The sequence below is a fragment of the Collinsella sp. zg1085 genome (assembly GCF_018889955.1).
GTDB lineage: Bacteria > Actinomycetota > Coriobacteriia > Coriobacteriales > Coriobacteriaceae > Collinsella.
Map to the genome: position 1 here is coordinate 1,082,009 of NZ_CP076545.1, position 13,838 is coordinate 1,095,846.

The window sequence follows — 13,838 nt, forward strand, 5'->3', positions numbered from 1 at the left end:
ATCATGATTAACCAAAAAGCTATTGGATACATCACCGCAAACTATATTTCTCGCAGGCACAGTGCTCTCACAGAAAACCGTCCGCTTGCTTCGATTCCCTTTATGGGACGGTATCGTTTGATTGACTTCCCACTTTCAAACATGATGAACGCCGGCATTAAGACGGTTGGTCTTGTTATGCCTGGTGATTGCCGTTCTTTAATTGACCACGTTGGGTCAGGTAAAGACTGGACACTCGACCGGAAAAAGGGTGGTCTATTTTTAGTACCTGGCAACGCATATGGCACAAGTAAACGCGGCATGCGTTTCTTACTGCGTGACATTATTGCAAATGCAGAGCTCTTTAGACGCTCCAATAAACCCTATGTTGTCATGATGGGGTCTAATATTGTGGCAAATCTCAACCTCGATGAAATGATAGATGCGCACGAAAGCTCAGGTGCTGGTCTGACTATGGTATACGGCATGGCAGAGCGCAACCAAGAAGATGCACAATCACTTATCATTGGCGATAGAGGTCGTGTTGCTGAGGTAAGAAGCGGCTGCCACTACGGCGATTGCAAGTTCATTGATTGCTTCATTATTGGGCGCGAGCTTTTGCTCTCCATCATCGAAGACTATGCCATGGCAGATTATCTTGACCTCTTTGAAGCCATTCGCGGCGACTTTGAGCGCATTGATGTATGCAGCTATGAGTTTAAGGGTCTCATGGTAGGAATTTTTAATGAGCGCACCTATTTTGAGCGCAGCATGGACCTTTTGAACCCCGATACCTACGACCGCCTCTTCCAACCAGATCGACCCATTATTACCAAGGCGCATGATAGTGCACCTGCGCGGTATGCCGAACAGTGCAATGTTCATCACTCGCTTATTTCTGCTGGTTGCGTTATTAAAGGAACCGTTCGCGGGTCTATTTTGTCGCGCGGTGTTATTGTTGAAAGCGGGGCAAAGGTGCTCAACAGCATCATCATGCAAGACTGCATCATTCGTACTGGCGCTGCCGTTGAAAACGCCATTTTGGATAAAAACAATGTGGTGCCAGAAAATACTGAGCTCCGTGGCACCTTTGATAACACACTTGTCATTGGTAAAGCGCCGCTTCGAGCGTAAATGTTGCTATTGCATTGCATAGCTGCTCTATAACTTGCCCTTAGCTCATCTGCATGCGCAGTTGAGCTAAGCTATATCATGTAAACGCCTTGTGCCTGGTGCCAAAAGCACCGGGCACACTACGAAAGGGAGACCATGACTCAAATGGAAACTATGGGTGTTGTTTTTGCCTCTGCCGAAGCTGCTCCGTTTATTAAAACGGGAGGTCTGGGCGATGTTGCAGGGTCACTCCCCCAGGCACTTGTTGCGGCTGGTATCCAAGTTGTGGTTATGGTACCCAAGTATGCAAGCATTGCTGATAGCTATAAAGAGCGCATGGAGCATATAGCGCATTTTGAGGTTCCCCTTGGTTGGCGCACTCTCTACTGTGGACTAGAGCGCCTTGACCTAGATGGCGTAACGTTTCTTTTCCTCGATAATGAGCACTATTTTGGGCGCGGTTATCCTTATGGCTTCTTCGATGACGGTGAGCGTTTTGCATTTTTTGCAAAAGCAATCTGCGAATCATTGCAGCATCTCCCCCAAGACTTGCGCTGTGACATCTTGCATTGCAACGACTGGCATACGGCTCTCGCACCGGTGTTTTTACGCGAGTTTTATCAAGAACTCGAAGGCTATACCAACATTAAAACTATTTTTTCAGTTCACAATATCGCATTTCAGGGTCAATTCTCAGACGTGGTGCTATCCGATGTGCTAGGCCTTGCACATATCCCCGCTGCCGCAGCACAGCTGCGCTCCGACGATGTTTCAATAAACTATATGCTCGGTGCACTCAACTATAGTGATGCCATTACCACTGTTTCTCCCAGTTATGCCGCAGAAATTCAAAGCCCCGCCTTTGGTGAAGGACTTGACGGCGTACTCCGCCGGCGCTCTTCTATTTTGCAAGGCATTGTCAATGGTATCAACACTACACATTTTGACCCCAGTACATGCCCTGGTCTTGCAGCCAACTTCTCTGCGCGTGATATGAATGGCAAAGCAGCTTGTAAAGCGGCACTGCAAACAGAACTTGGCCTTGAAGTGCGCGATGATGTACCACTTATGAGTATGGTCACACGACTCACTCGTCAAAAAGGTATGGACTTAGTTAATTATGCACTTGACCGTATTCTATCAGGCGGCATACAAGTAGCTGTTTTAGGCACCGGTGACCCGTGGTATGAAGAAAGTCTACGCAGCTTTGAAGCGCGCTATCCCGGACAGATGGTTGCGCGCATTCAATTTGACCCTACCCTCTCTGAGCGTATGTACGCAGGGTCGGATTTATTCTTAATGCCCTCACTGTTTGAGCCCTGTGGTTTATCTCAGATGATTGCCATGCGCTTTGGCACCTTGCCTATTGTGCGTGAAACTGGTGGCTTAAAAGATACCGTTATTCCCTACAATTATGTAACCGATGAAGGCACTGGTTTTAGCTTTGCAAACTTTAACGGCGAAGAAATGGGAGACGCGGTATTCCGTGCGGCGCGGCTTTTCTGGGATAACCGTGCGGCATTTGAGCGCATGGTCAAGCGTGCTATGCAGACCGACTTTAGCTGGCAGCAAAGTGCTGAGCGCTATCTTGATTTGTATTTCTGGCTGCGCCCCGACCGTGAACGACCGGGTGGCACGGCAGCTGGTGTAGCAGCAGCTCCCGTTAAGGCTTCTACCAAAAAGACGCGGGCGCGCAAAACCTCAACAACGAGCATCAAGAGCGAAGCAGAAAGCAAAACAAATAGCAAAACAAGCTCTACAAAAAAGACGACAAAACGCACAGCAACACCCAAAACCTCAGCGCAAAAAGAACCCGTGGTTGAGACTGCACCTACCGCGGCTGATACCAAGAAAAAGCCAGCTCGTAGTACGGTAAAAGGAAAAGCTGATACCAAAATAAGCACTTCAAAAAAGAGCACGGCGACACGGAGTAAGAAAGCATAGCTCTTACTTCAAATCAGATAATCATTAAAGAACACACTCAAAACTCCTCCTTGAGTTTTGAGTGTGTGTCTGTGTTTGCTATAATACCGATTTGCCTCTTATGATACAGCCCTAATTCGTTGTGCATATATGGTGCTCGTGAATCTTGGGTTGTTATATGGGTTATTAAATATAGAGATTCTTTGAATCTAAACCTGACCAAAGGCTTATCTCAGCAAAATATGGTGCAAAAGCCCTCTATTGCTGCACTGTTTTTAGCTATGTTCACAAGCTTTCAAGCCAACACGTTGGAGCTATGACATATGTAGAAAATTGCAGCTTATACATATAATTAATAATTTCATCCTTTTGTCTGACAAGACAAAACTCCAAATATCTGACATGCTGCAGCTGTTGCAGCTCAGATACCCTTATGTAAGGAGGAGTTATGTTCTTGAAAGCAAAGAGCCAGTCCATTTCAATACTAGCAGTGGTGTTAATAAATCGACTTCACGTGATGAGCTAGCACGACGAATTGTATCGGAGCTCTCTCGACGAAAAGGACTTTTTTAATTGTCAAACAAAATATGTATTCGTTACTCCTCAGCAGTAATATACGTTAGGGTGTCAGAGGTTTTAATCAATTCTATATATTGAGTTATAGGCTCATCGTTCTTATGAATACGCAGATAGAACGTTTTTTGTGACTGATTAAAGGATAGATAAACGATTCCAAGTGATTTTGTTGACCTATCTTGTAAATCATATGTATTTGGGTCTGCTGTGCGAGCTAAAAAGCCTTTTGAAAGACCTTTGATTTCAGAATTATCAGAATTGTTTGCCGTATTTGAGATTTCCCAGCTTATACGGCTATCGTCTTTATCATTCTGGCTATGGTCGTCAACGGTAAATAAATATCCAGAACTACGTTGCGCAGAATATGTACCATGTATGTTAAATCCCTCAGACAATCCAGTTGAATAACTGGTTAATCTCTTTTCAACTCCAAGCGATAAGAACAGCGAATAAAGACACAGGAGAAAAACGAGTAATAAGCCTAAACAAATTGACCATTTATAATTGAGTTGTAGCTATTTTACCGACATTTTAACCCCCCCCCATATCTTTAATTCTCACTTATGTATAATAAGCTAGACGTCAATAATTCTAATGCTCCTTGTGCGGACAGTTTTTGCAACTTGAAGAGTTGTCTGAGCTTGACGATGAAGTACTCTTTGGACGCTGGTCAGTGTTGTAATAACCATTTCCCTTAAACTCAATACCACTTGCGTAAAAGACCTTCTCCGCAGCAGACCCACAAACCGGGCAAAAGAGTGCCGGACGCTCGGTCATACCATGCTCAACCTCAAATACGTGTGAGCACGATGTACAACGATAATCGTAATGAGCCATGACCAAAACCTTCCTGCAAGCCACCATGTATCAACAAACGTGACTAATCTACCCCAAGTTCAGCCTTCCTACACCCCTAAGTTGTAGGAAGGCTGCAAATATTACAAGGCTCGAGCAGCACCCATCAAATCAGCGCTCAGCCTACAACAACAAAAGCCACCTCTACATGAGTGTTTAATGAGAGCGTACACCATATAAAACCATCGCGGAAAGCGGCTCTAAGTTGAGGCTTACCCGTGCGTCTTGACCGAGAGAATATATGCGGCCGCTCAGCAAATCTTCAACCTGTGGACCTACAAACTGGCAGCTCAGCGCTCGTGTTTCACTTCTATGTCGGTTAATCAGCACGGTCATATGTTCCTTGGCGCTTGTACGCTCAAACGCAAGGACATCCTGCGCCGCAGCCCAACTATACCAGCCTCCCGTGCGACAAACCTCATAACCTTGGCGAAGGCGCAAGGCTTGGGTATGTGCCGCATGTGCTCGCATATCAGTTATAGATGCTGCATCAGGGAGCGTGCGCCGATTACCTGGGTCGGTAAGCCCTTCAAGCCCAAATTCATCTCCATAATAAATGGACGGAACACCCGGCAATAACATTTGCATAAGACAGGCAAGGCGCAGCCGGGCCAACCCAAGCTCCATACCATCTGTATCCAAGCGGAAACGTCCACGCTCATATTCAGGCAACTGCGCCTCATCGGGCGCCTCACCTAAAACCGATAAAATACGTGGACGGTCATGGCTGCTCAAGAGATTAAGCGCACAGCAAAGCGCTTCAGGTGGATAGTTTTCACGCAGGCTCTCAAGGGTTTCTGCGGCCAGCTCAGCACTCATCCAACCACGTAAAAAGCCAATAATGACATCACGCACCGGATAGTTCATGGCTGAGTCAAGCTCGGTGCCCAAAAGATAGCGTTTCAACATGCCATAACTTACTTTATTTGACGCATCTTCCCAAACCTCACCAAGCACGAGCGCATCAGGTTTCTCGGTACACGCGGCGCGGCGTATTCCTGCTAAAAACTCATCGCTCAACTCATCTGCCACATCAAGGCGCCAGCCAGATGCTCCTGCACGCAGCCAGTAACGCACTACGCCATCATCACCCAAAATGAGCTCTTGCACCTCTGGCGATGCCTCGTTGAGGGCAGGCATATTACCAATCCCCCACCATGCGTCATAGCTGCCATCATCATGAAAATGAAAGGCTCGACGCCACGGAGAATGAACATCGTGCCAGGCGCCCGCATCGGGATAGTTTCCAAAGCGATTAAAATAGCGTGAATCATCACCGGTATGATTAAACACCCCATCAAGAATAATGGAAATACCTAAATTTTGCGCTGTAGCACATAGGCTAGAAAAATCTTCTTTTGTACCCAGCATAGGGTCGATAGCCAAATAATCTGCCGTATCGTAGCGATGATTACTTGCTGCCTCAAAAATAGGATTGAGATAGATTGCTGTAATGCCCAGCTTTGCTAAGCGCGATAAATCCTCCTCAATGCCTTTAAGCGACCCTCCGTAAAAATCCCAGTGCTTAATTGAACCATTTGGATTTCGCTCATAGACAGGAGGCTCATCCCAAGCTTCAACAAGCTGGCGGGGAATACCGGCATGCGGCTGTGCAAGTACTTCTTGGCAACGCTCGCGCCACGCAGCATCACGGCGATACCGGTCAGGGAAAATTTGATATACCACACCACCCTCATACCAGCTTGGACGAATTGTGCGCGGCTCATACACCGTAATTTGAAATGAAGGTGCCTCAGGATTGTTGCTCATCACACCGGTACCGCCCACGCATCCCTGAGCTGCACCAAGCGTAAAACAGCCCTCGGGGCTATCAATCACAAAGCGATACCATAAAAGAGCTGGTGTATCAGGCGTAAGCGTAACAGAAAACCGATGCGCATGCTCCGAATCTTGCTCACAGCGATAACGCTTTTCACCTACCCCATCTATCCATGTTCTCAGATACACTGCAATCTCGAAAGGGTTGCACTCAAATGCGTCCATCGAGAGAGTCACCGATGTACCAAGCGGCAGCGCACCAAAGGGCGCACGATATTCTAACCAGCGACTTTGATGTACACATCTCATAGTAATCCTTATTTCAAACGATACAACAACGCGGGCAACAAACGCGTGACAGTATAGGGGCAAATACTGCGTTTACCAAGATGTTTTATACAGGTATACACGCTGACCGTGAAATATCTACGAGGAAATATCTACTCCCCAATGCGCTGCATACGCGCACAGTAATGACCATCACCCAAACCCAGTAATGGCAAGGTTTGCACCTCATCAATAAGCGTAAACGAAGCGCCCGCTTGAGATGCTAAAAATGCGGCAACAAGCTCACTGTTTTCTTGCGGCATTATGGAGCACGTGGCATATATAAGCTCACCAGACACCTCAACGCGCGCACTCGCCTCTTGGAGCATCGTTAATTGCACATACGGAAAACTCTCATCAAGTGCCTCTGGTGTTACGCGCCATACAATCTCAGGATGGCGACGCATAGTACCGGTGCCCGAGCAAGGGGCGTCTACGAGCACCGTATCAAAGCGCTGAGGACACGAGCCAGCCTTATCTTGGCTCGCAAGCGCCTTATCAAGCTGCAAAGCATCTCCAACAACAATCTCTACACCTGCGCCTAATCCAGCCTGCCGGAGCCGTTCCTGATTAAGCTGGGCTTTTTGCGCTGAGATTTCAAGTGCCACATGTTTTCGTTCTAAGCCAGTAGCTGCTGCGTAGGCTGTAAGCACAAAACTTTTAGTTCCTCGTCCGGCACCAATCTCAAGCAAACTACCAGCACGAAGTGCCCTCAGCGCAACAGCCTGGGCATGCACATCAGACACAACCGCATCAGATTGTGCAAATACACCTGCACGAATAAGAGGAGCAATCTCATCTACGTAATAACTCAGCTGAGGTAGTGCCTTTGTTGCCTCGCACGCACTATGCTCAATAGCCTCATCAACTTCATTGTGCACGTGTAAAGCTACTGGGCTTGCATGTACTTCCTGCAAAAGCTGCTGAAAATGAGAGGATTGCAGTGCCCGTGGATTACAACAGATACTTACAGGAGCCGCCTCAAGTGCTGCTGCCAATATAGCCTGCAATTGTTCATCACCATATGCGGTGGCGAAGCGCTTTACCAGCCAATGGGGCATACCCGCCTGACGAGCAAAAGCTACATATGAACGCTCACGCTCATCTGATATATCTGTTGGAGCAAGATAATCACTGCGCGCATCAGCCACACAATGCAAGACGGCATTCGCAAGACCAGCCGCCGCACGCGCCTGTGTGTGCACCAACTCAACACCCTGACTAACAGCCACCCTCGGTGAAGCATCTAAATACAATAACTCAAACGCGGCTATACGAAGTGCCATACGCACGCGCATTGATAGTTTCTGGGGATGCATAAGGTGAGCATTAAGAGCCTCATCAAGACAGCCCCTTGTTGCTGTGACCCCCAAAGCAAGGCGCAGAGCAAACGCAGCATCACGCACATCATCAAGCCTATAATCTTTTGTGCCTAAAAGCTCGCGAACATATACAGCATCGTGCTCAGCCTGACAAAGAGCGCGAAGTGCTACCCGCCGCGCGGGACTTACGCGTGTCACGAGAGTGCGTCCCAGTTAAGCTCTAAAACACGCTGACCTGCCGCCCAAGCCGCAGCGTCCATTGCACGCTTACCGTCGGGCTTAAGCTCAAACACCTCAAGTGCTGCGTCTGTAAATCCCATATACACATGCTTGCCAACAATGTGCACCGCACCCGGTGCAAGAGCAGCGTCAGACAGGCCTACCTTGAGCAAACGTAGGGCTTTTCCAGCAAAAAGACAACGCGCGGGCGCGGTATCACCTGATGCGCGTACATGACGATATGCCTCATCAGCCGTCATGTGAGGAGTAAGCATCATCTCAGCTTTAGAAAGCTTTGCAGCATGGGTTACAAGTGTCTCGTCTTGCTTTGTCCAAACAAGCGTACCCACTTCAAGCTGAGCTAGGGCTTTAATCAGTATATCCGCACCTAAAACCGCAAGCTCAGAGCTAAGCTCAGCACTTGTCTTATCTTGAACCTGCACTGAGGCTTGCAAAGAATAATCTCCCGTATCAACACCTTGTCCAATTTTCATAATGGACACACCCGCACATTCGTCGCCTGACAAGATTGCGCGCTGAATAGGAGCAGCACCGCGCCAACGCGGCAGAAGTGAGGCGTGTACATTAATGCAGCCAAAGCGCGCTGCATCCAAAACAGCATCAGGCAAAATACAGCCATAGGCTGCTACGCAAATGCAATCAAGTTCAAGTGCTTTGAGCGCCGCAATATGCTCATCACTCAAACGAGCAGTCTCAACCAGCGTTAAGCCCAGTGCCTGCGCCTCAAGTTTTACCGGAGAGGGTTGTAGCTGTTTACCTCGCGAGCGAACGGCATCAGGACGGGTATATACAACACATATTTCATGGTCAGCGCCGTGCAATGCCTTTAATGTTGGAACTGCAAATTCAGGTGTTCCCATAAACGCAATGCGCATATATACCAGCTCCTTTGCTCAAAACAAACGTATTACATGCCACGACACTTATTCTGTGTCGCCCGGCTTAGCGCCACGCGCGAGAGCCTCCTGATACTCACGCAATGCGCGCGCCCGCGCAGCTGGGGCTAAATGGTCAAACATCGTAATGCCGTGAAGATGGTCTATCTCATGCTGCAGGCATACACAGAACAAGTCATTGCTGGCCTCGTACACCATAAGCTCACCATCAAGGTTATATGCCTCAACCACAACATGGTCGGGACGTGCAATCTCAACCGTAATCCCAGGAATTGAAAGACAACCCTCGCAGCTTGTCTGCATAGTGTCGCTCTTTTCAACAATCACTGGGTTGATGAGCACATAGGGGTCATAGTCCTCAGCAGAGCTATATTCGGTATCCACCAACACCATCTGTACAAGTGCACCCACCTGCGGCGCCGCTAAACCAACTCCGCCATCTTCAAACATGGTTTGCTTCATAGATTCAGCGAGTTCACGAATTTCAGGCGTAATCTCTTCAATAGGTGCACACTCCGTTTTAAGGCGTGGGTCAGGAGATAACACAATACCGTTGAGCTCCATTGATGAGCTCCTTTCTAGCTTACATCGTAAGCATCAACATCGACGCTCACGTGAATATCGGGAACAGTTCCAAATGTAGTAAGCGCATGACGCACCACACGTGATACATCATACCCAAGCGGGGTCTTAAGCATAAAGTGAAAGCGAAAACGATCTTTTACGCGTGCAAGAGCGCAAGGCACAGGCCCCAAAAGTTGAGGCAAATTCTGAGAGTGCTCACTCTTTGTCTCGCTCAACACCGCTCTCACAAGTCCCGCCAAGCGCTCAGCTGCCGCACGCACTCGCGCTTCTTGCGCTCCCCAAAGCACAACATTTGTTAGGCGAACATAGGGAGGATACAGGGCGCTCCGCCGCATATCAGCATCATGTTTGGTAAAGATAGTTCTATCATGCCTAAATACAGCGCGCATTACTGCTTCTTCAGGAAGATAGGTCTGAATGATAACTTGACCAGGCATCTCTCCGCGTCCCGCACGACCCGCAACCTGCTCAAGTAGACTATATGCACGCTCTTGCGCACGAAAATCTGGCATTTTGAGCGCATAGTCGGCCATAACAACGCCAACAAGAGTTACCTCAGGAAAATCCAAGCCTTTGGCAATCATCTGTGTACCTAAAAGTACCGCCGTAGGTGCCGCGTCAAAAGCCTCAAGTAGCTCCTTATGCGCATCTTTGGTCTTAGTGGTATCTGCGTCCATACGAATAATTGCAACATCTGCTGGCAAAAGCTGGCGCAACTCATCTTCAACCTGCTGTGTTCCGATACCCATTTTTGCAAGATAGCGGCTATGGCATTGAGGACAGGCCGAACCCATTGCTGGATAGGGTCGCACTCGATAGCTTGTGCCGCAGGTATGACACATGAGTGCATGGGTACGCTCGTGATAGGTAAGCGAGGTAGAACAGTGTGGGCAGCTGGGAACACAGCCGCACTCACGGCACATTAAAAACGGTGCAAAGCCACGTCGATTATGAAGCAGCACCGCCTTCTCACCCCGTGACACAACCTCAAGCAACGCTTCTGCCAGCTGCTTAGAAAAAATAGAGCGCGCGCCCAGCCTAAACTCTTTGCGCAAATCTACCATATGTATCTGAGGCAACGCTGAGCGTCCCGGGCGCTCAGGCATTGCAACCCGCAGCCAGGTTTGCCCACCAAATTGCCCTTGCAAACAGCGTTCCTGCGCCTCAGCAGAGGGTGTAGCAGACCCTAACACAAGGGGAATCTTATGAGTTTTTGCAAGCTCAGCGGCAACTTCACGCGCATGATAGCGCGGTGCTGAGCCCTGCTTATAGGATTGCTCGTGCTCCTCATCAATGATGATAAGGCCTAGGTTTTGCAGCGGACAAAAAAGTGCCGAACGAGCACCCACTACCACACGCGCAGCTCCAGAGTGCACCATATCCCACTGGTCAAGTCGCTCACCAGCTGATAACCGCGAGTGAAATACCGCCACCATCGAGCCAAAACGCGAACGAAACCGACCAACGGTCTGCGCCGTAAGAGAAATCTCCGGCACAAGCACACACGCCGATTTACCCTCTGCGATAACTGCTGCGATTGCCGATAAATAAACCTCGGTCTTTCCTGACCCTGTGACACCATCAATGACAATTACATCATCGCGCTGATGCTGCCTGACATCTTCAATTGCTGCAAGCGCATTAAGCTGTCCTTCTGTGAGCTGCCCAGGAACGTGTGCCTGAGCAGATGAGAGGCTCGTATCATACTCTCCCCCACGCCACGAGCGCCGCTTCTCTATGTGCACGATACCTTTTTTCTCGAGCGCACGGATAGCCGAGCTCATATCGGTGTAGAGCACCCGAAGCTCACGTGTGGTAAGCGGACCTGAGCGCAGTGCATCCACGAGCTGGCGCTGCCGTGTTGCCGAATTTCGCGGCTCAAAGGCAAATCCCCTTGCTGTGAGCGATACCCAGCGCTCTTCAAGAGCTTTCGTCTGAGCCTGTATAAGCTCATAATTTCCTTCGGCGTTTTTCTTAAGTTTTGGCGTTGTTCCTGGTGGCAAAAAAAGACGCAAACACTCAAGCAAGGTAGCAACATATTCATGGCTCATCCATACTGCAAGATGCGCAGAGGTCTCAGAAAAGCGTGGGGGGCTAAGCACGCTTATAAGCGGTTGAATCTTTGTATGTTGAAGATGTTCAGCGCCCGATAAGGCTTTTAGCTCAGCATTGACGGCAATAACATAGCCCACAGCAAGTCGTCCACCAAAACGAACCAGTACCGTACAGCCAATATGCACTGATTTGGCTATAGCATCAGGTACCCCATAGGCAAACGAATCAGCAAGGGCTCGTGTGGGAATATCGAGTACAACCGAAGCAAACAAGCTGTAGCGCTGGTGCGTGCAAGAAGGCTGAGCGTGCTCAGGCGAATCAGAGCCTTGTGCATCAATGTCTGTCTTTGCCAAAGCTGCCTCATCAAATAGGTTTGTCTGTGTCGGTGCAATATGTGTCATACACACTAGTCTAGCTCATCGATGCACCAAACAAACCCATACATACACTCACTAAAGCAATGAGCACGCCAACAATAGATTCACCACCAAGCACGCCAGAGGCAACAATAATCCCACGCTCATCACGCAAACGCTGGTCTATGCCGCGTGCACGCGATATGCGCTCGTAGATATATTTGATAAGTGCACCTACTGACATAGAGATAGTCATATAAGCCGGAAGATATACGCCCAAGCCAAACATCATAGCGGGCAGTCCAACAACATAAAGCACAATACCTGTGACAAGACCTAACACAAAGCCAAACATGCTCGGAATGCCTGATACCATAGTTGCCACTACACTGGCCTGCGCTGCAACAAAAAACTTTCCCGGACCAAACGATTCAGGGCCATATGCTGCAACAAGCACACCTAAAATCAACACCGCCACAACACAACCCAACAGCGCGCCAAGAGCTTGGGCATACCACAGCGCCTTGGGATTATTGCCCAAGATTGCACCAGTCTTAAAGTCGCTCATAACATCGCCCGCAAGCCCACAGGTTACTGCAACCACCGCCGCCACAAAGAAAAGCGTTACTGGTGAGCTTACCCCTGTTGCTGCAACAAGGAGCAATACAATGAGGCCAAAGATTTCCATAGGGTCAATGCCTGTTTTTCCAACCGACTGAGCACTCATAATGGTAGTTACAAAACTCAGACCAACTACCAGAACTGTTGCCACAGGCGGCACATGCAAGGCACTCACCAGTATCAGTGTTGCACTTGCCACCATAAGCGCTAAACCACCTTGCTCAAAGCGAGAAAAAGACGACACACCCTGCTTATGCCTTGGTTGATGCTGCAGCTCGCAGTCCTTACCACTGCCTGTAGCTGCATCTTTTTCTGATGATAGTGCGCCCATATTTGATGTATCAACCTCATCACGCTGAGTGCAGAGATGCTTGAAAAACTTAGGCGCAATATCTTTGAGCACAACACCAATACCTGAGCCCATCATGATTCCCATGCCAAGCGAAGCAACAAACCCTGTTGCTGCGGGAACGCTCAAAAACCCAAGCTGTGTACCACCAACAATGATGCCTCCATGCGCAATTACTACGCCGAGCAGCTGAAATACAACCGATTCAGCTCCAATTAAGAAACCCACAGACACCAGCATAGGAGAATTATAAAAACCAAATGCCACGCCTTCTATAGGAAGGCTTCCCCACATAGCAGGAATAAGCTTCACTACATCACGAAGACATGCCCATATTCCTGCAAGCCCCATCGACACCAATAAACGCTTGCCCGTTTCACCTTTAGCCTCACTTGCCTTAAGTGTTTCTGCAGCAGCCCGACCAATGGGATACTCAAGCTTGGATTCTTCAACAAAACGCTTACGAATAAGTGCGGTATATACCAAACCCAGCAGGGTTCCCGCAAGCGCCACAAAAGCAATTTCTGGCAGTGACACCGCATTGTTAAGACCCAAAATCCAAAGGCCCGGTATGGTAAAGGCGATGCCGCCTGCCACCATAGAGCCCGCAGACATAATAATTTGAGTAAGGTTTGCCTCCTGAATACTATTGCGTCCAAAAACACGCAATACCACCAGTGAGGTGATAGAGGTAAATATTGTTGGCCAAGGTAAAGACCCCATCTTGAGTGCTGTATACACTGACGACGCAGTGATAATCACACAGCCAATCGTGCCAATAAGTATTGCTGGCACACTAAAATAGGCACCACGTTTGGTGCTACGCGCTGTTGAGCTCATATATGCTCCTTCGTATATCCGC

Annotated in this window: 10 protein-coding genes; 2 read left to right on the top strand and 8 right to left on the bottom strand. The window is 48.7% G+C overall.

Going from position 1 to position 13,838, the window contains the following annotated elements; translation table 11 throughout:
* Positions 1–3: 3 nt before the first annotated feature.
* Together glgD and glgA are read left to right on the top strand one after the other, a co-directional pair.
* Entirely contained in the window at positions 4–1,113 is a 1,110-nt protein-coding gene (gene glgD / locus KPC83_RS04635) for a glucose-1-phosphate adenylyltransferase subunit GlgD (RefSeq protein ID WP_216278104.1), read from the top strand.
* Positions 1,114–1,248: 135 nt separating this feature from the next.
* Complete coding sequence (gene glgA / locus KPC83_RS04640) at positions 1,249–3,036, top strand: glycogen synthase GlgA (RefSeq protein WP_253200872.1); 1,788 nt, start codon at positions 1,249–1,251, stop codon at positions 3,034–3,036.
* A 575-nt stretch (positions 3,037–3,611) separates the two neighbouring features.
* Here glgA and KPC83_RS04645 read toward each other — a convergent pair.
* From KPC83_RS04645 to KPC83_RS04680, 8 genes are all read right to left on the bottom strand, one after another.
* Positions 3,612–3,986, bottom strand: a complete 375-nt coding sequence (locus KPC83_RS04645; RefSeq protein ID WP_216278105.1) for a hypothetical protein — start codon at positions 3,984–3,986, stop codon at positions 3,612–3,614.
* Between the two features lie 196 nt (positions 3,987–4,182).
* A complete protein-coding gene (locus KPC83_RS04650; RefSeq protein WP_216278106.1) occupies positions 4,183–4,428 on the bottom strand; it encodes an FmdB family zinc ribbon protein in 246 nt (81 codons plus the stop codon).
* Between the two features lie 174 nt (positions 4,429–4,602).
* Positions 4,603–6,534, bottom strand: coding sequence for a glycoside hydrolase family 13 protein (locus tag KPC83_RS04655; protein WP_216278107.1), 1,932 nt, complete (start codon positions 6,532–6,534; stop codon positions 4,603–4,605).
* 131 nt (positions 6,535–6,665) lie between these two features.
* A complete protein-coding gene (locus KPC83_RS04660; RefSeq protein ID WP_216278108.1) occupies positions 6,666–8,072 on the bottom strand; it encodes an RsmB/NOP family class I SAM-dependent RNA methyltransferase in 1,407 nt (468 codons plus the stop codon).
* Positions 8,069–8,989 carry a methionyl-tRNA formyltransferase gene (gene fmt, locus KPC83_RS04665; RefSeq protein WP_216278109.1) on the bottom strand — a complete coding sequence of 307 codons (921 nt, stop codon included), beginning with the start codon at positions 8,987–8,989 and terminating at the stop codon, positions 8,069–8,071. The genes KPC83_RS04660 and fmt overlap by 4 nt, the downstream gene beginning before the upstream one ends.
* A 48-nt stretch (positions 8,990–9,037) precedes the next feature.
* Positions 9,038–9,574 (bottom strand): peptide deformylase, encoded by a 537-nt coding sequence (def, locus tag KPC83_RS04670; RefSeq protein WP_216278110.1) that lies wholly within the window; start codon positions 9,572–9,574, stop codon positions 9,038–9,040.
* Positions 9,575–9,588: 14 nt separating this feature from the next.
* Positions 9,589–12,051 carry a primosomal protein N' gene (priA, locus tag KPC83_RS04675; RefSeq protein ID WP_216278111.1) on the bottom strand — a complete coding sequence of 821 codons (2,463 nt, stop codon included), beginning with the start codon at positions 12,049–12,051 and terminating at the stop codon, positions 9,589–9,591.
* A 10-nt stretch (positions 12,052–12,061) separates the two neighbouring features.
* Entirely contained in the window at positions 12,062–13,816 is a 1,755-nt protein-coding gene (locus KPC83_RS04680) for an OPT/YSL family transporter (protein ID WP_216278112.1), read from the bottom strand.
* Positions 13,817–13,838: the final 22 nt, after the last annotated feature.